This is a genomic window from Roseateles noduli, assembly GCF_050626985.1.
In the GTDB taxonomy this organism is placed as follows: domain Bacteria; phylum Pseudomonadota; class Gammaproteobacteria; order Burkholderiales; family Burkholderiaceae_C; genus Roseateles; species Roseateles noduli_A.
Genome location: NZ_CP192463.1, coordinates 482,025 through 503,226, shown reverse-complemented (window position 1 = coordinate 503,226; position 21,202 = coordinate 482,025). Strand labels below are relative to the sequence as shown.

The 21,202-nt window shown below is 70.0% G+C and carries 16 protein-coding genes; 9 read left to right on the top strand and 7 right to left on the bottom strand.

Annotation, left to right across the window (positions count from 1 at the left end; genetic code table 11):
• Window positions 1-9: 9 nt before the first annotated feature.
• The 3 genes from ACQ4L4_RS02255 (at window position 10) to ACQ4L4_RS02245 (ending at window position 2,817) form a co-directional block, all read left to right on the top strand.
• A complete protein-coding gene (locus ACQ4L4_RS02255; protein ID WP_377156083.1) occupies window positions 10-768 on the top strand; it encodes a metallophosphoesterase family protein in 759 nt (252 codons plus the stop codon).
• Between the two features lie 101 nt (window positions 769-869).
• The gene (locus ACQ4L4_RS02250) at window positions 870-2,432 is read left to right on the top strand and encodes a serine/threonine protein kinase (RefSeq protein ID WP_431102583.1); all 1,563 of its coding nucleotides are present in this window, start codon (window positions 870-872) and stop codon (window positions 2,430-2,432) included.
• A gap of 43 nt (window positions 2,433-2,475) precedes the next feature.
• Entirely contained in the window at window positions 2,476-2,817 is a 342-nt protein-coding gene (locus ACQ4L4_RS02245; RefSeq protein WP_431102582.1) for a YkgJ family cysteine cluster protein, read from the top strand.
• Between the two features lie 39 nt (window positions 2,818-2,856).
• Here ACQ4L4_RS02245 and ACQ4L4_RS02240 read toward each other — a convergent pair whose 3' ends face one another.
• Both ACQ4L4_RS02240 and ACQ4L4_RS02235 read right to left on the bottom strand, forming a co-directional pair.
• Window positions 2,857-4,098, bottom strand: coding sequence for a tetratricopeptide repeat protein (locus tag ACQ4L4_RS02240; RefSeq protein ID WP_431102581.1), 1,242 nt, complete (start codon window positions 4,096-4,098; stop codon window positions 2,857-2,859).
• A 167-nt stretch (window positions 4,099-4,265) separates the two neighbouring features.
• Window positions 4,266-7,229: an alpha-1,6-glucosidase domain-containing protein gene (locus tag ACQ4L4_RS02235; RefSeq protein ID WP_431102580.1), complete on the bottom strand. Its 2,964-nt coding sequence runs from the start codon at window positions 7,227-7,229 to the stop codon at window positions 4,266-4,268.
• A gap of 229 nt (window positions 7,230-7,458) precedes the next feature.
• On the opposite strand from ACQ4L4_RS02235, the gene ACQ4L4_RS02230 reads away from it, so the two are divergent.
• The 3 genes from ACQ4L4_RS02230 to ACQ4L4_RS02220 all read left to right on the top strand — a co-directional run bounded on the left by ACQ4L4_RS02230 (window position 7,459) and on the right by ACQ4L4_RS02220 (window position 12,184).
• Window positions 7,459-9,216 (top strand): alpha-amylase family glycosyl hydrolase, encoded by a 1,758-nt coding sequence (locus ACQ4L4_RS02230; RefSeq protein ID WP_431102579.1) that lies wholly within the window; start codon window positions 7,459-7,461, stop codon window positions 9,214-9,216.
• 126 nt (window positions 9,217-9,342) lie between these two features.
• Window positions 9,343-11,217, top strand: a complete 1,875-nt coding sequence (locus ACQ4L4_RS02225) for a glycoside hydrolase family 13 protein (protein WP_431102578.1) — start codon at window positions 9,343-9,345, stop codon at window positions 11,215-11,217.
• Window positions 11,218-11,287: 70 nt separating this feature from the next.
• Window positions 11,288-12,184, top strand: a complete 897-nt coding sequence (locus tag ACQ4L4_RS02220; protein WP_431104849.1) for an amidohydrolase family protein — start codon at window positions 11,288-11,290, stop codon at window positions 12,182-12,184.
• Window positions 12,185-12,309: 125 nt separating this feature from the next.
• Here ACQ4L4_RS02220 and ACQ4L4_RS02215 read toward each other — a convergent pair whose 3' ends face one another.
• Window positions 12,310-14,223: an amidohydrolase gene (locus tag ACQ4L4_RS02215; RefSeq protein WP_431104848.1), complete on the bottom strand. Its 1,914-nt coding sequence runs from the start codon at window positions 14,221-14,223 to the stop codon at window positions 12,310-12,312.
• Between the two features lie 363 nt (window positions 14,224-14,586).
• Window positions 14,587-14,712, bottom strand: a complete 126-nt coding sequence (locus tag ACQ4L4_RS02210; RefSeq protein ID WP_431102577.1) for a hypothetical protein — start codon at window positions 14,710-14,712, stop codon at window positions 14,587-14,589.
• A 131-nt stretch (window positions 14,713-14,843) separates the two neighbouring features.
• Between ACQ4L4_RS02210 and ACQ4L4_RS02205 the strand changes: the two genes are divergently transcribed.
• A complete protein-coding gene (locus tag ACQ4L4_RS02205) occupies window positions 14,844-15,071 on the top strand; it encodes a type II toxin-antitoxin system death-on-curing family toxin (RefSeq protein ID WP_431102576.1) in 228 nt (75 codons plus the stop codon).
• Window positions 15,072-15,128: 57 nt separating this feature from the next.
• Here ACQ4L4_RS02205 and ACQ4L4_RS02200 read toward each other — a convergent pair whose 3' ends face one another.
• From ACQ4L4_RS02200 to ACQ4L4_RS02190, 3 genes are read right to left on the bottom strand one after another with little or no spacing between them, the layout of a single operon-like run.
• A complete protein-coding gene (locus ACQ4L4_RS02200) occupies window positions 15,129-16,508 on the bottom strand; it encodes a hypothetical protein (RefSeq protein ID WP_431102575.1) in 1,380 nt (459 codons plus the stop codon).
• Between the two features lie 41 nt (window positions 16,509-16,549).
• Window positions 16,550-17,932, bottom strand: a complete 1,383-nt coding sequence (locus tag ACQ4L4_RS02195; protein ID WP_431102574.1) for a PEP-CTERM sorting domain-containing protein — start codon at window positions 17,930-17,932, stop codon at window positions 16,550-16,552.
• A 37-nt stretch (window positions 17,933-17,969) separates the two neighbouring features.
• Window positions 17,970-19,073: a porin gene (locus ACQ4L4_RS02190; RefSeq protein ID WP_431102573.1), complete on the bottom strand. Its 1,104-nt coding sequence runs from the start codon at window positions 19,071-19,073 to the stop codon at window positions 17,970-17,972.
• A 257-nt stretch (window positions 19,074-19,330) separates the two neighbouring features.
• On the opposite strand from ACQ4L4_RS02190, the gene ACQ4L4_RS02185 reads away from it, so the two are divergent.
• The gene (locus ACQ4L4_RS02185) at window positions 19,331-20,251 is read left to right on the top strand and encodes a LysR family transcriptional regulator (RefSeq protein ID WP_431102572.1); all 921 of its coding nucleotides are present in this window, start codon (window positions 19,331-19,333) and stop codon (window positions 20,249-20,251) included.
• The gene (locus ACQ4L4_RS02180) at window positions 20,244-21,200 is read left to right on the top strand and encodes a Bug family tripartite tricarboxylate transporter substrate binding protein (protein WP_431102571.1); all 957 of its coding nucleotides are present in this window, start codon (window positions 20,244-20,246) and stop codon (window positions 21,198-21,200) included. Before ACQ4L4_RS02185 ends, ACQ4L4_RS02180 begins: the two co-directional genes overlap by 8 nt.
• Window positions 21,201-21,202: the final 2 nt, after the last annotated feature.

The following is a 21,202-nucleotide window of genomic DNA, read 5'->3' as shown; positions in this document are numbered from 1 at the left end:
GCTGCTTCCATGAAGACCGCCCTGATCTCCGACCTGCACGCCAACCGGCAAGCCTTCGAGTCCGTCCTCGACCACGCCCGGCGGCAGGGCGCCCGGCATTTCGCCCTCCTGGGAGACTACGTCGGTTACGGCAGCGACCCCGGCTGGGTGATCGACCAGGTGCGGACCCTGCGCGCGGAAGGCGCGATCGTCGTCGCCGGCAACCACGACCTGGGCGTGACGCAGGGCCCCCGCCCCACGATGAACGACGACGCTCGCGCCGCCATCGCCTGGACGCGCGCGCGGCTCACCGACGACCAGGTGGCCTTCCTGGCCGGGCTGCCGATGTCGGAGGAAGAGGACGACTGCCTCTACGTGCACGCCAACGCGTTCGACCCGACCGGCTTCGCCTACGTGCAGGGCAGGCTGGAGGCGATGCGCAGCCTGCACGCCACCGAGTGCCGCTACACCTTCTGCGGCCACATGCACGAGCCGATGCTGTACCACCTCTCCGGCACCGGCAAGGCGGGCGACTTCAAGCCGCAGCCCGGCGTGCCGATCCCGCTGCTGCCCAACCGGCAGTGGCTCGTCATCCCCGGCGCCTGCGGCCAGCCGCGCGACGGCAACCCGGCCGCCGCCTACGCGCTGTTCGACCACGACAGCGAGGAACTCAGCTTCCAGCGCGTGCCCTACGATGTGGAAGCCGCCGCCGCCGCGCTGCGCGCCGCGCCCGGCCTGCCCGCCGGCCTGGCCGACCGGCTCGCGCAACGCCTGGTGGCGGGCCGATGAAGATCGATGACCGCAGATGACGGCCGGCCACTTGCTCACTCTCCCGCTTGCGGAAGAGGGCGGGGGTGAGGGCCAGCGGCGGCAGCAGTGCCAATGAATCGATGAACGACGCCCACCCGACGCACGCTTCAAGCTCAGTCCCCGTCCCGATCACCTCGCCGCTGCAACCCGGCCAGGTGCTGGACGGTTTCGTGCTCGAGGCGCGGCTTCACCAGGGCGGCATGGCCAACCTCTGGCAGGTGCGGCGGCAGGATCCGGCGGACCCGGCACATCCTGCCGACGCCCACGCCGTCGACGTCCATCCGGCCGAGGACTTCCCGCTGATCATGAAGGTCCCCCGCATCAAGGGCGGCGAGGACCCGGCCAGCATCGTCGGCTTCGAAGTCGAGCAGATGATCATGCCGGCGCTCAAGGGGCCGCACGTGCCGCGCTTCGTCGCGCGCGGCGACTGGCGCCGCCAGGCTTACATCGTCATGGAGCGCATCGAGGCCGAGAGCCTGCGCCCGCGCCTGGATCAGGCGCCGCTGCCGCTGGTGGAAGTCGTCGAGATCGGCATCCAGGTCGCGCACGCGCTGACCGACCTGCACCGCCAGCACCTGGTCCACCTCGACATCAAGCCCAGCAACATCCTGCTGCGCCCGGACGGCACCGTGGTGCTGGTCGACTTCGGCCTGTCGCGGCACGACTTCCTGCCCGACCTGCTGGAGGAGGAATTCTCCCTGCCGATGGGCACCGGTCCGTACATGTCGCCGGAGCAGGTCCAGTTCGTCCGCAACGATCCGCGCAGCGACCTCTTCGCGCTGGGGGTCATGCTGTACCACCTCTCCACCGGCGAACGGCCCTTCGGCCAGCCGACATCGGTGCGACAGCTGCGGCGACGGCTCTACGTCGACCCGATCCCGCCCCGCGCGATCCGGCCCGAGCTGCCGCCGTGGTTCCAGGAGATCGTCCTGCACTGCCTGGAGGTGCGCGCCGAGCGCCGCTACCAGAGCGCCGCGCAGCTCGCGCTGGACCTGCAGCGGCCGGACGCGGTGCCCTTGACGGCCCGGGCGCACAAGCTGCAGCGCAGCGGCATGGTGCGACGCTTCAAGCGCTGGTTCCTGGCGATGGGCGAGGAACCTCGCGCGCCGGCCTCGGTCGGCGCGCAGGTCGCGCGCAGCCCCGTGATCATGGCCGCCGTCGACGTGTTGGGCGCCACGCCCACCTTGCTCGAGGAATTGCGCGAGGTCGTGCGCCGCCTGATGCAGACCGAGCCCGGCGCGCGCCTGGCCTGCGTCGGCGTGATGAAGACCAACCGCATCGGCATGGACGAGCTCACCGACGCGCAGGGCCGCAGCCATCACGTGCAGCAGCTGATCGCGCTGAAGAACTGGGCGCATCCGATGACGCGGGAACTGGCCCTGGAAGACGGCCGGCTGACCTTCCACGTGCTGGAAGCACCGGACGCCGCCGATGCGTTGATCGAGTTCGCCGCGAAGACCGGCGTCGACCACGTCGTGATGGGCGCGCGCGCCAGTTCGATGATGCGCCGCTACCTGGGCAGCGTGTCGGCGCAGGTCGTCTCGCAGTGTGCCTGCACCGTCACCGTCGTGCGCGAACCCGTGCTGCCCGACGACACGCCCGCGCCCGACAGCACGCTGATCAGCCCGTCGGCGTCGAACTGAAGCCCTTCCCGCGCCGCCCTGCCCTCACCCGTCCTCCGTTGACATGCCGGCCTTCACCGACAACCCCTGCACCCGCTGCGGCGCCTGCTGCGCGAGCTTCCGCGTCGACTTCTCACGCCAGGAGCTGCTCAGCGAAGGCGGCACGGTACCGGACGGCCTGACGGTGGAAGTCACGGACTCGACCTGCCGGATGCGCGGCACCGACCATGCGCGGCCACGTTGCGCCGCCTTGCAGGGAAAGCTCGGCGAGCACGCCGGCTGCGGCATCTACGAATGGCGACCGTCGCCGTGCCGCGACTTCGGCCTGCGCTCCCCCTTGGGCATCGGCGACGACGCCTGCGCCCGGGCGCGCGCGCGTCACGGCCTGCCGCCGCTCGACGCCTGAGTTCCCAAGCCGGCGTCCCCGGCCCGCGGCTGCCGCGGGCTAGCGGACCTGAACCTTCGCCGGCTGCATCTTCGCCTTCAAGCTCTCCAGCTTGGCCGCATAGAGCTGCCGCTGCGGCGCGGTCACGCTGTACTCCTGGGCCTTGGCCAGTTCCGTGCGCACGACATCCCACTTGCCCAATCCCACGTTGGCCAGCGCCATCCAGAAATGGAACTCGTGGTAGTAGGCCGAGCGGTCGATCTCCTTGGCGAAGAGGTCGCGGGCCTGGGCGTAGTCGCCCGCCTTCATCGCGGCCACGCCGAGGTCGAAGAACTTGAACGGCGGATACGGCTGGAGCAGGGCCAGTTGGGTCTCGAGCTTCTGCGCCTCGGCGAACTGACCCTGGAAGCGCAGCGCCTGGGCCAGGTTGGACATGGACTGCACGTTGGCCGGCTCGTGCGCCAGCACATGGCGGAAGGCGCGCTCGGCGAGCACGGTGTCGCCGTGGCGGCGGTAGATCACGCCCAGCGTGTTGAGCGCCGTCAGCATCCGCGGATCGTGCAGCCAGGCGGCGCGGGCCCACCAGTAGGCGCGGGCGATCTGGGCCTGCGCCAGCAGCTCCGCGGCGCGGTTGTTCATGTACATCGCGACGATGCCGCGCTCGTCGATGGGCATCGCGCGCTGGCGCGAGATCTGGGCGCCGGGCAGGAAGTCGACCACCAGCGAGGGCTCGTCGTTGCCCAGCACGCGGAAGTCCGTCCGGCGCCGGCCCAGCGCGATGTTGACGTGGCCGGAGACGACCTGCAGGTCGCCGACGCGGCTCCACTGCTCCTCGTCGTAGATCTGGCGGAACACGAAGGGCAGACCCATCTCGCGCGCGAAGGCGGCCGTCATCATCGCCAGCGACAGGCAGTTGCCGGCCTTGGCATCGAAGGCCTCGGCGGCGGTGCGCGTGGTCTCGGCGTCGTACTCCAGCTGGAGCTCGTTGCGGTTGTAGAGCGCATCCAGCAGCAGGTGGCGCATGTCGCGCGCATCCATCATCAGCGTCGTGCCGTTGGCGCTCGCATTCGGGATGCGGCTGCGGATGAACTCGCGCATCTTCGGCGTCAGCGCCATGACCTGCGCCGGATCGATCACGTCGCGCGACGGCGGGAAGAGCTCGTCGTGGATCAGCGAAGCCGCCTCGATCGGCGGCGTGGCCTCGGGCGCCGTGGCGCACCCTGTCACCGCCAGCGCCGCCAGCAGCGCCGCGCCGAGCATCAGCGCCTTGCGGGCCGAATGGATCGCCTGGATCGTTCCCATGACCGTCTCCGATGCGACCTCGGACGGGGCCGCTGGTGAGCCATGCTACTCCGCCGCGCGAGGCGCGCAGCCCCGTGCGACGGATGGGGTGATCCCTGGCTTGAAAGTCGCCCGGCGAAGGTCCAGACCCGGACGCCCGCGAGGCTACGGCGTCGTAAAGGAACCGTTCAACGAAGCTCGACGACGAACACCGCGACGCTGCGCGCCGGCACCCGGAATTGCCCGCGCACGCCGTCGACCCGCGACTCGTTCCGGATGCGCGTATCCGCCGCGCCGGCGGCGCGCTGCACCGGATGCAGGCGCCAGGTGAAGCCGGCTTCGGCCGGCAAGGTCAGCGACGTCGGCTCGGCGGTGGCATTGACGACGTACAGCAGCCGCTCGAACACGGCATCCGCGCGTCCAGCGCCGTCGAGTCGACCCACGATCACGCCGGCCTGCTGAGCCGGGCCGGTGTTGTGAAAGACGAGCCGGCGCCGGATCTCCTCCGGATCGGCGAGCCGGAACAGCGGCGTGCTCGCGCGGATCCGCAACTGGTCGAGGAACACGCGCCCGGTCCAGTCGATCTGCGCCGGACCGGGCTTGATCGCGGGATCGGCCAGCAGCGGCCGCAGCAGTGCGAAGTCCTGGCCGCTGTCGCGGGCGGGCGGCAGGCCGGCGCCGAAGCCGTTGTCGCGACCGCTCCAGTCCAGCCGGTTGAACCAGTCGCCCGAGTCGTAGCTGTTGCGGTCCATCGACTTGGAGCGCAGCAGCTCCCCGCCCGCATGGAAGTAGGCGACGCCCTGGCTCAGCGCATTGAGCCCGAGCGCGACCGCCTGCGTGCGGGCGCGGTCGTCGGCGCTCGTGGTGCGCGGCAGCTTCAGCACCAGCGCGTCGAACAGCGTCTGGTTGTCGTGGTTCTCGACGTAGTTGACGACCTCCGCCGGCACCGAGGCGTAGCCGGCCGGCTGATCGCCGTAGGGCAGACGTTCGCCGGCCACGCGGCGCCCGTCGGCGGTCTCCAGCTCGAAGCCGCGCAGCGTGCCCGCCATCGCGAGCTTGAGCAGATCGCCCTGGCGCAGCAGTTCCTCGCGGCGCGCGGCATCCCCCGACTGGGCCGGCACGATGAACCCAGGCCGGCGCGCCGAAGTGGCCGCATCGTCACCCGCCGCGCCGCCGCGCACCGCATCGCGGCCGCGATCGCTGAAGGTGCCGATGCCGGTGCCGTTCAGCGACAGCTGCGAGGCCTGCACGAATCGCGCGCTGTTGGCGACCTCGCCGAAGTTCCAGCCTTCACCGATCAACTGGACGTCGCGACCCAGCTCGCGCTTCAGGCGCGCCTGGAGTTGCGTCATCACGGCGCGCGGCTGGTGCCCCATCAGGTCGAAGCGGAAGGAAGCGATCTTGTACTCCCGCGCCCACAGCACCACCGAGTCGACCAGCAGCTTGCCCATCATGCGGTGCTCGGTGGCGGTGTTGTCGCAGCAGGTCGAGCGCTCGACACGGCCCAGCACGTCCAGGCGCTGGTAGTAGCCGGGCACGATGCGGTCCAGCACCGAATGCGGATGCTGCCCGGAGGCCGTCGTGTGGTTGTAGACCACGTCCATGCCGACGCGCAGTCCGGCCGCATGCAGCCCCATCACCATCGCGCGCAACTCCCGCACGCGGACCGCGCCGTCATTGGCATCGCTGGCGAAGCTGCCCTCCGGTACGCTGTAGTGGTACGGGTCGTAGCCCCAGTTGAAGCAGTCGCTGTCGGCGACGGCCATGACGGCCGCCTGCTGCGCGTCGCTGTCGGGCGCGGCCCTCGGCACGCGCGGGACCGCGCAGTGGCGCTCCGGCACGGTGGCCAGATCGAAGACCGGCAGCAGGTGCACGTCCGTCAGGCCTGCCTCGCTGAGCGCGCGCAGGTGGCGCATGCCGGCCGAGCCGGACTGCGTGAAGGCCAGGTACTTGCCGCGCATCGCGGTGGGCACGCTGCGGTCGTCGCGCGAGAAGTCGCGCACGTGCAATTCGTAGACGACCATGTCCGTCGGCGTCTTCACGCGGTCGGGGATGCGGCTGGCCGACCAGCCGCGCGGCTGCAGGCGCGGCTCGGACAGGTCGGCGACGTAGCTGCGCGCCGAATCCGCCGACAGGCTCACCGAATACGGATCGGTCACGAGGTTGCGCACGCGACCGACGCCCGGTACGAAGAGCTCGACGAGGTAGCGGTAATAGGAGCCACTTCGCACGCCCGCCGCGCCGGGTGCGCCGGGTGCGCCGGATACGCCGGGTGCGCCGGGTGCGCCGGGTGCGCCGGGTGCGCCGGGTGCGCCAGCCTCGCCGGACCTGCGCGCCGTGTCGACGGCCCAGATCCCCGTGCGGTCGTCGCGCGCCAGCGGGAGGCGCACGCGGGCAGCGCTGTCGGGGCCGTCGTAGACGCACAGCGCGACGCGATCGGCCGTCGGCGCCCACAGCTTGAAGGCGGCGCCCTTCGGTCCCACCGTGACGCCCAGCGCCGGCTCGTCCTCGGCGGCGGCGTAGATCGCATCGAGCGCGCGCGCCGTCTGCGCCGGACTCCAGCGCCGCACGCGACCCTGCGCGTCCTCGACGACGACCAGCGACTGACCGCGCTGCAGCACGGCCGCATCGACGCCTTCCTCCAACGCGAACTCCGGGCCGGCGCCCAGATAGGCGCCCTGCGCGGCGATCTCCGCGCTCAGCGGCTCGCGGGCGACGTCGACGATCCGGAGCGCAAGGCTGCGGTCGCTCCCGGCCACGCGCCCTTCATTCAAGGTCAATCCGCCAGCCGCCGAGTGATGCCACCGGACGGTCTCGCCGGCGGCCAGCGTCAAGCCCGGCCAGCGCAGGCGGCGTGCATCGAGCCACACCGGCTGCGGCATCGCGGGCGCGGCGGACTGCGGCGCCAGCACCGGCGACTGCGCTGCCAGCACCGTCGCCGTCCCGGCGTCGCAGGCGGCCAGCGAAGGATCGCCCGCAGCGACCCGGGGATCGCTGGCGGTGAACAAGGCATCGCCCGCGGCGATCGAGGAATCGCCTGCGGCGATCAAGGAATCGCCTGCGGCGATGGCCATCGGCACTCCGGCCAGGCCGCTCAGCATCAATACCGCCAGACGTGGCCAGGGGCGGGACAAGGTCGAGCGGACGCCCATCGGATCTCCATCGGAAGGTGGTTCTGGCGCCGGATCCGCCTTCCTTGAAGGCCATGCCGGCACGGCGCTTCAGATGGTAGCAAAACTACATACGAGGGCGATCAGGACTTCCCTTCATAGCCCATACCTTCTATGCTGCGGCGCGATGACGCCTCCGAAGCTTCTTCCGGCGACACCCAGATTTGTACTTTTGCTACAGACAAGATCACAAGACCAGGAGATTCGCGAGATGACTCGTCGCCCCTTCGCCCTCGCCACGGCCACGGTGCTGGCCGTCGCGACGGCCGCCGGACTGACGGCGCCGACGGCGCACGCGGCGCCGACCGCCGCGGTGACGCCGGCCAGGGCCGCGACGCCCGTGGACCTCTCGCCCGTCCAGGAGGTCCGCGGCCACAGCACGCTGCCCGAGGGCTGGCAGCACGGCGCCTTCATCGAGATCTTCGTGCGCGGCTTCCAGGACAGCGACGGCGACGGCATCGGCGACCTGCGCGGCGTGACGCAACGGCTGGACTACCTGAAGGACCTCGGCATCAAGGGCATCTGGCTGATGCCGATCACCGCCAGCGCCGACCACGACCACGGCTACGCGACGACGGACTACCGCGCGATCGAGCCGCAGTACGGCACGCTGGCCGACTTCGACGAGCTGATCCGCGAAGCCCACCGGCGCGGCATCGGCGTCGTCATGGACTACGTGATCAACCACAGCGCGCGCGAGCATCCGCTGTTCCGCGCGGCAGCGGCGGATCCGGCCAGCCCGTGGCGCGACTGGTTCGTGTGGACCCCGCGGCCGCTGGCCGAGCTGAAGGACTGGGACATCTGGGGCAAGACGCCCTGGTACCTGCCCGGCGAGGACGTCCCGCCCGAGCTGCCCGAGGGCGCGAGCGCGCCGCCCAAGCCTGAATCGACGGCCCAGGCGGGCGCCGGATCGCCGCGCTACTTCGCGGTGTTCGGACCGCACATGCCCGACTTCAACATGCGCAACCCGGCGGTGGTGAAGTACCACGCGGACAGCCTGCGCTTCTGGCTCAACCGCGGGCTGGACGGCTACCGCCTCGACGCGGTCCCGCACCTGATCGAGAACAGCGCGAAGGACTGGAACGACCAGCCGGAGAGCCGCGTCCTGACCGGCGACTTCACGCGCCTGATCAAGCGTTACCCGCGGCGCTTCGTCGTATGCGAGGCCACCGCCGAGCCCAAGGTCTACACGCGCGACGACATCTGCGGCAGCGCCTTCGCCTTCGGGCTGGAGCGCGCGGTGATCGATGCCGCCAAGGGCGGCGACGGTTCGGTCGAGGCGGTGACCAAGGTCGCGCGCTTCTTCACCGAGGCGCCGTTGTCGATGGCCACGATGCTGAGCAATCACGACATCTTCGCCGGCAAGCGGGCCTGGGACCAGTTCGAGGGCGACGAGGCACGCTACAAGCTCGCCGCCGCGACCTACCTGCTGCTGCCGGGCACGCCGTTCATCTACTACGGCGAGGAGATCGGCCAGGCCGGCGTCGCCGGTCTGCCGGGCGATGCGCCGTTGCGCGCGCCGATGAGCTGGACCCCGGCGCCGGGCGGCTTCTCGACGGGCACGCCGTTCCGGCCGGCCTCGCCGAACCTCTCGACGCACAACGCACAGGCGCAGGCCGCCGATCCGGGCTCGCTGCTGAACTTCTACAAGGCGATGCTGGCGCTGCGCAACGGCCAGCCGGCGATCGCGCGCGGCCGCTACGAGGCGCCGCTCGCGCAGGGTCAGGTGTTGAGTTTCCAGCGCGCCTACAAGAACGAGCGCGTGCTGGTCGTCATCAACTACGGTCGGAATGCCACCGACGTGACGCTCCCCGGCCTGCCGGCGAAGGCGCGCCTTCGCCCTTTGCACCCGCAGCCTCCGTCGGGCTCGGCGACCGCCATCCAGGCCAGGGCGCTCGCCGCCGATGCGCGGGGTCGGGTCACGCTGACTGCCGCGCCGCTGTCGGTGCAGGTCTTCCGCCTTCGCTGAAGGGCGTGCAGGATGCTGACCACGACGCGCTTCATCGCACGGTTCTCCCCGCGGGCCTCGCTCAAACCTTCCGCCCCCATCGTCTCCACCGTCTCCACCGTCTTCCTCGCCTTGAGCCTTCTTGTCATGACAAACGCTCCCTCCGCCGCGACGGCCGCTCCCGCCTCTTCAACCTCTTCCACCGCTTCCACCGCCCCGGTGACGCTTGATCACGTCGAGCCGCCGGACTGGTGGGTCGGCATGAAGTCGCCCGACCTGCAGCTGATGCTGCACGGCGCGGGCATCGGCGCCTTGCAGGCGGAGCTGGCGCCCGCGCACGGCGTGACCCTGGTCGGCACGCGGCGCGGCGACAGCCCCAACTACCTGTTCGTCGACCTGCGGATCGAATCGTCGGCCCAGCCGGGCACGCTGACGCTGCGCCTGAAGCGCGACGGACAGGTCGTCGTCGAGCATGGCTACGTCCTGCGCGAGCGCGCGCCGGGCTCGGCACAGCGCGAAAGCTTCGGACCGAAGGACGCGATCTACCTGGTGGTCCCGGACCGTTTCGCCAACGGCGATCCGCGCAACGACGAGGTGCCGGGCCTGGCCGAAGGCCTGCGCCGCGACGACCCGGGCGGCCGCCACGGCGGCGACCTCGCGGGCCTGACGGCGCACCTCGACTACATCGCCGCGATGGGTTTCACGATGCTGTGGCCGACCCCGCTGTCGGTGAACGACAGCCCGAAGTGGAGCTACCACGGCTACGGCGCGACGGACTTCTACCAGGTCGATCCGCGCTTCGGCAGCAACGCCGACTACGTGCGGCTCGGCGTCGAGGCGAAACGCCACGGCATCGGCCTGATCCAGGACATCGTGCTGAACCACATCGGCGTGCATCACTGGTGGATGGCCGACCTGCCGACGGCGGACTGGGTCAACGCCTGGCCCCAGTACACCGAGACGCATCACGCGCGCATGTCGCTGCAGGACCCGTACGCCGCGCCGAGCGACCGCAAGCGCTTCAGCGACGGCTGGTTCAGCCCCGGCATGCCCGACCTCAACCAGCGCCAGCCGCTGATGGCGACCTACCTGACGCAGATGAGCCTGTGGTGGATCGAGACCGCCGGCCTGGCCGGCGTGCGCACGGACACCTACAGCTACTCCGACAAGGACTTCCTGGCCGCCTGGTCGCGCCGCCTCAAGGACGAGTATCCGAAGCTGAACATCGTCGGCGAGGAATGGAGCCCCCACCCGGCCGTGGTGTCGTACTGGCAGGCGGGCAAGCACAACCACGACGGCTACGTGTCCTCGCTGCCGAGCCTGATGGACTTCCCGCTGCAGGAGGCGCTGCTGGCCGCCCTGAACCAGCAGGACGCGCACGACGGCGGCTTCACGAAGCTCTATGAGGCGCTGGCGCATGACTTCGTCTATCCGGATCCGGCCAACCTGGTGCTGTTCGAGGGCAACCACGACACGCCGCGCGTCTACAGCGTGCTGCACGACGACGTCGAGCTGACGAAGATGGCCTGGGCCTACCTCGCCTTCGTGCGGCGGATCCCGCAGTTCTTCTACGGTTCCGAGATCCTGATGACCAGCCCGCGCCATCGCGACGACGGCGCGGTGCGCGCGGACTTCCCCGGCGGCTGGGCCGGCGACGCGGTCAACGCCTTCACCGGCGCGGGGCTGGGCGAGCGCCAGGCCGGCGCCCAGGCGTGGCTGAAGCGGCTGCTGAACTGGCGCAAGACGGAGGCGCTCGTGCACGGCGGCGCGCTGATGCAGTACGCGCCGCTGGCCGAGAGCTATGTGCTGTTCCGCTACGACGCGGCCCAGGGCCTCGGCGGCAGGCGCCTGATGCTCGTGCTGAGCAAGGCGAAGGAGCCGCGCGAGCTGGACCTGTCGCGCTTCCCCGAGATGCTGCGCGAGGGCGACACGGCGGTCGACGTCATGACCGGCGAGCGCAGGACGCTGGGCCGGACGCTGACGCTGCCGGCGAGGTCGGTGACGCTGCTGTCGATCGAGTGAGCGACTGAGTAAGAATAGACTCCAGTCCCATCGACTGGAGCCGTCCATGCGCTCTGCCCTCCGGCGGCTGATGTCGCTTGTCTCCGTGTTCGCGTCGTTCACCGCGCTCGCGGTGTCCTTGACCGGCGGCAGCGCGGCCCACGCCGCCGACTACGTCGGCCCGATCTTCGACGCCCACCTCCACTACAACGAGGAAGCCTGGAACGGCCTTGACGGCCCGCATCCGCCGTCGGACGTACTGGCGCGCATGCAGCGCAGCGGCGTGAAGGCGATCCTCGCCAACTCGCGGCCGAACGACGGCACGCGCACCCTCGCGTCGCTGCCGGAGACACGAGCGGCCGGCGTCACCGTCGTGCCGTTCATCCGCCTCTATCGCACCCGTTCCGACTACGACGGCTGGTTCCGCAACGAGAGCATCTATCGCATGGTGCAGGATGAACTCGCGCGCGGGACGGCATCCGGCCCCTACCGCGGCATCGGCGAGTTCCACCTCTACGACAGCGCCAACGCGCGCGGCCCGGTCGCGCAGAAGCTGATGGCGCTGGCGGAGGAGAAGTCGCTCGTCGTGCTCGCGCACGTCGACGACGAGGCGATCGACCTGCTGATGGAAGCCACGCCCAGCAAGGGCCGCGAAGCGCGACTGATCTGGGCCCACACCGGGATCAACGGCGCGCCGGTCGAGCGCGTGGAGGCGCTGCTCGCGAAGTACCCGCGGCTCATGGGTGAACTGTCCTACCGCCCCGGGCTCACCTGCGACGACGGCAAGCTCTGCCCCGCGTGGCGCGCGTTGATCGCGAAGTACCCCGACCGGTTCCTCGTCGGCTCCGACACGTGGGTCAACCAGCGCTGGCAGTCCTACGAGGCGACGATGAAAGGCTACCGCGTCTGGCTGGGCGACCTGCCCGCGGACGCGTCCCGCAAGATCGCCTGGGGCAATGCGGCGAAGCTCTTCGGACTCGGCGACTGACGGCGCTCGCCGGCGCCGAGCGCCCCCTCTGGCAGTTCCAGCATGGCTGCGGCAGCGGCAGAGGCAGAGGCAGAGGCTTCAGCAGCGGCTGCGACGATCATCGGCATCGACGCCAGAGAACAGCCTCACACGTAGCAGCTGCATCCCATCGCGCCCCAGAACGCCTGCGCCGCCGACGCGTCGCGCGCCGCGCTCGCGACCGCCGTGTGATCGTGGGCGTGCACACCGCACGCGCTCGCGCAGGCGCACTGCGCGGCGTACTGGTAGCGGCGCTCGGCATCGCTCAGCGACGACGACGCCGCGGATCTGCGCGCCTGGTAGCCGCCATAGGTGCGCACCGGCGACCAGTCCGGCATCGCCGGCGGCAAGGCCGGCGCGAGCGACGCATAGGCGCCGCTGCCGTGCACCGGCTTGCCCGCGACCACGGTCAGCACGGACGTGATGTCCTGGATCTGGTCCTCCGCCACGGTGAGGAAGTCGCGGTCCAGCACCGCCAGGTCGCCGAACGCGCCCGGCTTCAGCACGCCCTTCTTCCCGGTGTCGCGCGAGAACCAGGCGCCGTCGGCCGTCATCAGCCGCAGCGCGGCGACGCGGTCGAGCCGCCGCTCCTCCGGATACAGCAAGGTGCCGCCGATCGTGCGGCCCGACACCAGCCAGTACAGCGCCTGCCACGGGTTGTAGCTGTTCACCCGCGTCGCGTCGGTGCCCAGCGATACGGGGATGCCCATCTCCAGCATGCGCTTGACCGGCGGCGTCTCGGCCGTCGCCTTCAGCCCGTAGCGGCGGATGAAGTACTCGCCCTGCATCGACATCCGGTTCTGCACCGCGATGCCGCCGCCCAGCCGCTTGATGCGCTCGAGGTTCTGCGGCGTCACCGTCTCGCAGTGGTCGAAGAACCAGCCGAGCTTGTCGATCGGGTGGTCGCGATGGACCTTCTCGAACACGTCCAGGCTGCGCGACACCGTCTCGTTGTAGGTCGCATGCATGCGCCACGGCCAGCCGTTGCCCGCGAGGAAACGCACCACGCCTTCGAGGTCGTTCTCCATCGCCGCCGGCATCTCGGGCCGCGGGACGAGGAAGTCCTCGAAGTCCGCCGCGCTGAAGGCCAGCATCTCGCCGGCGCCGTTGAGCTTGTAGAAGTCGCTGCCGTCGCCCGGCTTGCCGGTGCGCGCCCAGCGCTGGAAGTCGGCCAGCTCCTGCTTCGCCTTCTGCGGGAACAGGTTGTAGGCGATGCGCACCGTGAGGCGGTCCTCCCTGGCGAGCTTGTCGATGATCGCGTAGTCGTCGGGATAGTTCTGGAAGCCGCCGCCCGCGTCGCCGACCGAGGTCACGCCGAGCCGGTTCTCCTCGCGCATGAAGTGCAGCGTCGAGTTCAGCTGCTGCTCGGGATCGAGCTTGGGACCGAGGTTCAGCGTGTTGTAGAGGATGAAGGCGTTGGGCTCGGCCAGCAGCAGCCCGGTGGGCTCGCCGCGCGCGTCGCGCTCGATGATCGCGCCGGCGGGCTGCGGCGTGTCCTTCGTGTAGCCGACCGCGCGCAGCGCCGCGCGGTTGAGGAAGGCTTGGTTGTAGAGGTTGAGCACGAACACCGGCGTGTCGGGCGCGGCGGCGTTGAGCTCGGCCAGCGTCGGCATGCGCTTCTCGTCGAACTGGAATTCGTTCCAGCCGCCGACCACCCGCACCCACTGCGGTGCCGGCGTGCGCGCGGCCTGGTCCTTGAGCATCTGCAGCGCCGCGCCCAGCGAGCGCACGCCGTCCCAGCGCAGCTCCATGTTGAAGTTGAGCCCGCCGCGGATGATGTGCATGTGCGAGTCGGTCAGCCCCGGGATCACGCGACGCTTCTCGACATCGACGACGCGCGTCTTCGCGCCGGCAAGCCTGGCGATCTCCGCGTCCGTGCCCACGGCCATCACGACGCCGTCGCGCAGCGCGATCGCGGTGGCCTCCGGCCTGGCCGGATCCATCGTCGTGATGCGGCCGTTGCGCAGGATCAGGTCGGGCGCGCCGCCCGGCCCCGCCTGCGCAAGCACCGGGCCCGCCATCACGCTGATCCCGAGCGCGGCGGCCGCCTCCATGAAATCTCGGCGGTTGCCCTGCGGCGCGTCCTCGCGGCCGGTACGGATCAGGTCGGTGAACATGGCGAGCTCCTGTGCATGGGAACCGGCCGATTCTTCGCCTGATCGAGGCGCTTCGCTTCTCCCGAAAGGGGGGACACCGATGGGGGATGCGATACCTACGTCGAGGTGATTGCGAGAGATACCGCGAGCCGAATACGCTGCAAGCCCAAGGAGTCGCTCATGAAATCAATACGCGAATTGCACGAGAAGTACGGCATCCCTTACGTTGAACGCACGAGGAAATACCCACCAAAGAATCTCCCACGCCCCGGGGAAGAACGCGCCCCCTCACGCGAAGTGAGTCCGGAGTTCATGGCCATCGTCGAACAGGTCATCGCGGAACATCGCGACGTCCTTCGCGCGCTTGCAAAGCGTTGAACCATGCTGGACGCGAATGAGGTCTTGCGAATCCACGACTCGATCCTTCGAGATGAAGGTGGATTACCCGGTGATCACGGCATGGGCGCGCTGGAGAGTGCACTGTCACGTGTCATCAATCGTATGCAGTTCGCAGGCATGGATGACATCTTTGAGAGATTGCCGCCATGTACGCGGTGGCCATCGCTCGAGGACATGTTTTCAACGATGGCAACAAGAGGACGGCGCTTGCCAGTGCCCTGGCGTATCTGAAGGCCGAGGGGATCAACTTGCAACGGAGCATTGAACTTGAAGAAGTCATGGTCGACGTTGCGCAGGGGCTGCTGAACGAATGCGACCTGGCAGAGTTCCTCCAGTCGCTCCAGCCCGCGACTCATCGGCCACCGGCCGAGTGAGCCGCAATGAGGCGTCATCCCGACGCCTCATCGCGGCCACTTTGGCAGACCACCTTGTCAGGGCCGATCGCGCTTGGGCACCCGCGTCTCGATGGCCTTCACCTGGTACTTCGGCTCGAAGCGGCAGGTCTGCCCCAGCTTCTCCCTGGCCCTCTCGCAGCCGGCGGCGATGGATTCGGGCGTCGGCTTCTTCCCTTGCGTGGCCCAGGTCGTCAGCGCGTCCATCAGCGCCGCGTAGGTCGGGTCGCTGAGGTAGCTGTGGTCCTTGTCGCCGGTGAAGGTCTGCACCAGCGCATCGCCGCGGCCCGCCGCCGTCATCGTACGGCCGAAGCTCTCCTGCAGCTCGACCATCGCCGTCGGGTCGTGGATGGCGTGCACGGTCAGCACCGGCACCGGGATCTTCCCGCCCAGGTCCGCATCGGCGGACAAGGTCGCCACCGCCTTCGCATCGGCCGCGTAGCGCAGCACGCCGGCATTCAGCGCCGCGTCGTCGCTCGAGCCGGCATACACCGCGCCGACGTTGCCGAACGGGCTCGCGCCGCCGGTACGCTTCTGCGCGATGTCCTGGAAGTGCCAGGTCGCCCAGTTCAGATGCGACTGGATGCTGCGCTCCGGGATATGGATCACGTCGACGATGGTCTTGATCTTCGACGCCTGCTCCGGCGTGCGCTCCGCCGCCGGCTTGTTCAGGCCCAGGCAGTCGTCGACGCGCATCGCAAGATCAGGCTGCTTCATGGGCGAATCCGCCGGCAGCCCGATGTTGAGCGGGTACTGCGGTTCGCTCGGCAGCGGATGGTTGTGGCAGAGGTACTGGTAGACGACACGCAGGTCGAGCCGGAAGTCGTAGCTCCGTGTCCCGCCGCCCAGCACGCCGGAAGTCAGCAGCACCGCGTCGTAAGGCTTGCCCTCGGCGAACAGCTCCGCGCCCTTGGCCGCCACGCTCGCGCCCCAGGACTGGCCGTGCAGGTAGACATGCCTGGGCTTGGCGACCTTGTCGATGAACAGGCGCCGCAGGCGCTCGTTGTCCTCGGCCGCGGCGGTGACCGCCACGCCGCCCTGACGGTAGCTCGACGTCGCGAACGCGTAGCCCAGGCGCGGCATGATGGTCCAGCGCTCGACGTCCTCCGTCACGCGCTTGATCGTCGGCGCGCCGAGGAAGGGCCCGCCGTGCGCATGCACGACGAGGTCCCCGTTCCACTGCCTGGGCATCACGATCATGTAGAGCGCGCCGGCGCTGTCCTTGCCCGACAGGCAGCTCGCGCCCTCGCCGACGCCCGACGGACAGGCAGCCGGGGCCGGCGCGATCTCGGCCGCCATGTCGAAGCTCGCGCCCGCCGGGCCCTTCGCGAAGGCAACCGGCGCGCCGGCCACCAGCGACAAGGTCGTCGACAGCGCGACCCACACGCTCGCGCCGCCGATTCCGTTCGTTCGCATCATCCGCTTCATCGTCATCCTCTTCTCCCTTCGGATCATTGCAGTCAGGCCGCCGCGCCGCCGCGCACGAGCGCGGCGGGCATGATGGCCATCAAAGGCGCCGCGGCCGACGCCGCCGCGCGACGTCGACGCAGCATCCACAGCAGGCCCAGACCCAGCCCCGCCAGCGCGAACGACGCCGGCTCCGGCACCGCCGCGGCGAAACCGAGCTGGTCGCTCGCCACGCGCTGCAGCAGCAGCGCGTCGGCCGCGCTGATGCCGAGGTCGCGCGCGGCGATCTCGTTCAGGCCCAGCACCGCCGGATCCAGCCCCGTGATCGTGCCGAACAGCGTCAGCGCGCTCAGGTAGGAGCCGTACTTGCTCGCATGGGTGCCGTCGTCGAACCACAGGTCCAGCAGGCCGTCCGTCGCCGCCGTCGAGGCATACATGTCAGGCGTCGCGATGCCCGCCGCGATCGCGCGCATGAAGGCCTCGCCCACCGGCGCGACGCCGGCGATACCGCCCGAACCGTCCGCGCCCGCCATCAGCGCCGCCGCGGTGTACGCCTGCTTCAGGTCGTCGGTCATCGCCTGCAGCGTCGGGTAGAAGGACGGCGCGGGCTGCCCCGTCGGGATGACCTCGCCGGTGTTCTCGTCGGTGACCGTCGTGCTGGGCGCGTTGACCAGGTTGGGCCGCGCCCAGGTCTGGTACAGGTACACGTCGGCGTTCGCGTTGGCATGGGTGTTCGCCGGCACGTTGCGCAGCAGCGAGCAGGTCCCCGTCGACGCGCCGGTGATCTCCGCGCACTTGGCGTTCGTGCCGCCGATCAGGTCCCGCTCGCGGTAGCTGAGCGCGTTGCCTTGATGGATCCAGTTCTCGATCAGGTTGGTGTAGGTGTTGAAGTAGGCCGGGTTGGAGGCCAGGCCGGGCTGCCTGGTCAGCGGCTCGTCGCTCTGCTCCTGCAGCACCACCTTGTCCCAGGCCTGCGAGCCGATGTTGCCCCGCAGGTCCCAGCCGGCGTTGTTGGTGTTGAGGAACTGCCCGCGCAGCGAGGCCGCATTGCGCGCCGAGATCGAGACGTCGTAGTCCAGCCCGACCTGCACGGTGAACTGCTTGAAGATGCCGGCGACGCCGCCCCACGGATGGGGCTCGAAGCTGTTGGCGCCGCTCGGGTTGCTGGCGTACATCGCCGCCGTCAGGTCGTGGACGTTGGCGGCGTTGTAGCTCATCACCGGATCGACGCGGCCGAAGGTGTAGCTGTTGCCGACGAAGAGGATCTTGGTCGCTTCCGCCTGCGCGCCCAGCGGCACGCAGGCGCCCAGCGCCGCGAAGGCGAGCGCGACCGCGCCGGCCAGGTTCGAGCACCGCCGCGATGGCCGCCCCGAGGACGGCCCCGCGGACTGCCAGGATGACCGCCATGACGTGGTGGAGAGCATGCTGTTCGACATGGTCGTACTCCTTCGTTGCTGCTGGTTGAAGCGAGGGTCAGAAGTTGTGGCGCACGCCGGCCTCGAAGCCGCCGCTGTCGCCGCCGGGCTGCGTCGTCGCGAGACCGACGTTGAAGCGCGTGCCGCGGCCCTTGTTGTCCACCTTGGCGACGTTGGTGTAGAGCGCCGTCCGCTTGGACAGGTCATGCACATAGCCGATCGCGATGTGCGTCGCGTCGCTGGCGACGTTCTTCGCCTTCAGCCAGGTGTAGGCGAAGCGCAGCTCGCCCTGCGGCCACACCTGCCACTGGGTGCCCAGCATGGTCGCGGTCGTGCTGGTGATGCCGACCTCGTTGCGGCCCCACAGCGCCATCAGCTTGGCCGGCCCCCAGGTGTAGGCCATGCCCACGTTGCTCTGCGTGTAGTCGCCGGTGGCATAACGCGTCTTGGAGATCGCCGCCGAGCCGTTGAAGGTCTCGTTGCGCCAGCCAATGCGCACGCCGGTCAACTGGCCGTCCTTGTGCGTCGGACCCGCGCCCTGCTCGCCCAGCGCCAGCATCGCGTGGCCGTAGAAGCCGTTGAGGCCCGACGGCGTGAAGTAGCCGATCGAGTTGGACGCCCGCACGTTGGTGCGCGCCGTCGTGCCGTTGGCGGGCGCCGGGTAGTACATGATCCCGGAGCTGCCCACGCCGTTGGTCCCGAACGGATGCATGGACGTGGTCAGGTTGCCGAAGGACGGCACGTAGTCGCGGCCCAGGCGCAGCTCGCCCCAGTCGGCCGAGGAGATCTGGACGGTCGCACGGCGACCCCAGGTCAGGCCGCCGCTGACCGAGTCCTTGTTGTTGGTGCTGGTCGCGCCGCTGGTGCCGTCGTCGACGGACACCGCCGACTCCAGCCAGAAGCCGACCTTCAGCCCGCCGCCCAGGTCCTCCGTGCCGCGCACGCCGAAGCGGCTGGACGTGTTGCCGTCGCTGTTCACGAAGTAGCGGGTGTCGCTGCCGCTGGCCTTCAGCGCCTGCACGCCGATGTCGAGCAGGCCGAACACCTGCACGCTGCCGCCGCTCTGCGCCTGCGCGCCGCTGGCCGCTCCCACCGCGGTGGCGGCCAGGACCAGGGCCCTGGATGCGTTCCACGCGTTCCTCGACTGTCGTTTCGTCTTCATCAAGCTTGTCTCCGTATGGTTGTCGTCGTGTCCTCGTGCGGGACCGCTCGTCGTACTGCTCACCCGACCGCAGTGGGACCGTTCTCGGACGGTTCTTGGATCGCTTTTCTCGGTATCCGGGCCGGACCTTAGTGACCGGCCTCCATAGCGTCAAATACACTGATCCGCAGAGTCCGAGACGTTTTGAATATGGGACGTACGTAGCTTTGCGCATGGCAGGGCGACGGCGAGCCCGAGGACCAGGAGACAACGCAGACATGGACCTTCGACATCTGCGCTACTTCGTGACGGTCGCGGAGACCGGCCACATGACGCGCGCGGCGGCGCTGCTCGGGATGCAGCAGCCGCCGCTGAGCCAGCAGATCAAGACGCTGGAACAGGAGCTGGGCATCGCCCTGCTGCACCGCCATCCGAAGGGCGTGAGCCTGACCGACGGCGGTCGCCAGTTCCTGGACGAAGCGCGACGGTTGCTGCGCGACTACAACGACATGCGCGACCGCATGGACCGGCTGGCCGGCGGGCAGCACGGGCTGCTGGCGATCGGGTTCACCAGTTCGGCGGCGGCACATGCGTACACGCCGGCGGTGCTGCGCGCCTGCCGCGGCGAGCACCCGGGCATCGCGCTGACGATGACCGAGAACCACGCCGCCGGATTGATCGAATCGATCGTGAAGTCGCGGCTGCATTGCGCCTTCCTGCGCGTGCCGGTCGCGCAGCCCGAAGGCGTCAGCTTCGAGACGCTGCTGACCGAGCCCGCGCTGCTGGCGCTGCCGCTGGACCACCGGCTCGCGACGGTGCCGCGCGCGGGGTCCACGCCGGTGCCGCTGGCGGAGCTCGAGGACGAGGACCTGATCCTAGTCCGCCGCCCGGGGGCGCCGGGCCTCTACGCCAACCTGCTGGCGCTGTGCGAGCGCGACGGCGTCAAGCCGCGCAGCTTCGTGGAGGTCGACCGGATGATGATGAACCTCAACCTGGTGGCGGCCGGTGCTGGCATCACGGTCGTGCCGGCGTCGATGCGCGGCGTGCACGCGCACTCGATCGTGTTCCGGCCCCTGGAGAAGCATGCGCGGCTGGAAGCGCCGTTGACGATCGCGTATCGCTCGCATGACCAGGAGGGTCCGACGGCGACCTTCCTCGCGCTGGCCCGCCGCATCGCGATGGAGCACCGCGATGCGTAGGCGCGCGTTGCTGAACGCCGCCGCGTGGACCGCGGTGGCGGTGCCAGGTCTTGCGCAGGTCGCGGGCGAGCCCTGGCCGACGCGCCCGATCCACCTGATCGTCGCCTACCCGCCCGGCGGCGTCAGCGACGAAACCGCGCGCGCGCTCGCGCAGCACATGAGCGCGCGGCTGAAGGTGCCGGTGATCGTCGAGAACCGCGCCGGCGCGGGCGGGCTGACCGCGTTGGAGTCGCTCGCGCGCGCGGCGCCCGACGGCCACACGCTGGCCTACTGCGCCATCTCGCCGCTGGTGTTCGCGCCGGCCGGCGCCGGCCCCTCCGCGATGGCGCCCGAGGTGGCCCCCGTCGTCAGCATCATGGACACGCCGGTGCTGGTGCTCGCGCATCCGTCGTTCAAGCCGAAGGACTTCGCCGCGATGCTCGCCGCCGCGCGCGCGGCCCCGGGCCGCCTGCGCTGGGCGACGTCGGGCCACGCGACAGTCGGGCACATGGTGCTGGCGCAGGTGCGCGCCGCGGCGCGCGTCGACATCATCCACGTGCCCTACAAGGGCGGCGGCCAGCAGTTGACCGACGCGATCGGCGGGCAGTTCGAGCTGCTGTCCTCGAACGTCGCGTCGCAGCAGCTGCAGTTCGTGCGGCAGGGCAAACTGAAGGCGCTGGCGATCGGCTCGCCGGTGCGGCTGCCGGTGCTGCCCGACGTGCCGACGCTGGCCGAACTCGGCTTTCCGGACGCGAACCTCGTCTCGACGTTCGGGCTCTTCGCGCCGCGCGGTGTGCCGGAGGAGCGGCTGCGATTGATCAACAGCGTCGTCAACGAGGCGCTGCGGCTGCCGGAGATCCGCTCCAAGATCCTCGACGTCAGCAACCTGCCGACGGGCGGCTCGGCGGCGGACTTCGCCGCGCGCATCGCGAAGGAGCGGGAACGCGCGCTGCGCGTGCCGGCGGATTGAGC

What these genes read in the sequence shown, in the direction of transcription:
- ACQ4L4_RS02250 (WP_431102583.1), top strand. Translation starts at nt 870, where the DNA reads ATGAACGACGCCCACCCGACGCACGCTTCAAGCTCAGTCCCCGTCCCG.
- ACQ4L4_RS02190 (WP_431102573.1), bottom strand. Translation starts at nt 19,073, where the DNA reads ATGAAGACGAAACGACAGTCGAGGAACGCGTGGAACGCATCCAGGGCC.
- ACQ4L4_RS02235 (WP_431102580.1), bottom strand. Translation starts at nt 7,229, where the DNA reads ATGGGCGTCCGCTCGACCTTGTCCCGCCCCTGGCCACGTCTGGCGGTA.
- ACQ4L4_RS02240 (WP_431102581.1), bottom strand. Translation starts at nt 4,098, where the DNA reads ATGGGAACGATCCAGGCGATCCATTCGGCCCGCAAGGCGCTGATGCTC.
- ACQ4L4_RS02225 (WP_431102578.1), top strand. Translation starts at nt 9,343, where the DNA reads ATGACAAACGCTCCCTCCGCCGCGACGGCCGCTCCCGCCTCTTCAACC.
- ACQ4L4_RS02255 (WP_377156083.1), top strand. Translation starts at nt 10, where the DNA reads ATGAAGACCGCCCTGATCTCCGACCTGCACGCCAACCGGCAAGCCTTC.
- ACQ4L4_RS02195 (WP_431102574.1), bottom strand. Translation starts at nt 17,932, where the DNA reads ATGTCGAACAGCATGCTCTCCACCACGTCATGGCGGTCATCCTGGCAG.
- ACQ4L4_RS02185 (WP_431102572.1), top strand. Translation starts at nt 19,331, where the DNA reads ATGGACCTTCGACATCTGCGCTACTTCGTGACGGTCGCGGAGACCGGC.
- ACQ4L4_RS02230 (WP_431102579.1), top strand. Translation starts at nt 7,459, where the DNA reads ATGACTCGTCGCCCCTTCGCCCTCGCCACGGCCACGGTGCTGGCCGTC.
- ACQ4L4_RS02200 (WP_431102575.1), bottom strand. Translation starts at nt 16,508, where the DNA reads ATGATGCGAACGAACGGAATCGGCGGCGCGAGCGTGTGGGTCGCGCTG.
- ACQ4L4_RS02220 (WP_431104849.1), top strand. Translation starts at nt 11,288, where the DNA reads ATGTCGCTTGTCTCCGTGTTCGCGTCGTTCACCGCGCTCGCGGTGTCC.
- ACQ4L4_RS02205 (WP_431102576.1), top strand. Translation starts at nt 14,844, where the DNA reads ATGTACGCGGTGGCCATCGCTCGAGGACATGTTTTCAACGATGGCAAC.
- ACQ4L4_RS02180 (WP_431102571.1), top strand. Translation starts at nt 20,244, where the DNA reads ATGCGTAGGCGCGCGTTGCTGAACGCCGCCGCGTGGACCGCGGTGGCG.
- ACQ4L4_RS02215 (WP_431104848.1), bottom strand. Translation starts at nt 14,223, where the DNA reads ATGGCGGGCCCGGTGCTTGCGCAGGCGGGGCCGGGCGGCGCGCCCGAC.
- ACQ4L4_RS02245 (WP_431102582.1), top strand. Translation starts at nt 2,476, where the DNA reads ATGCCGGCCTTCACCGACAACCCCTGCACCCGCTGCGGCGCCTGCTGC.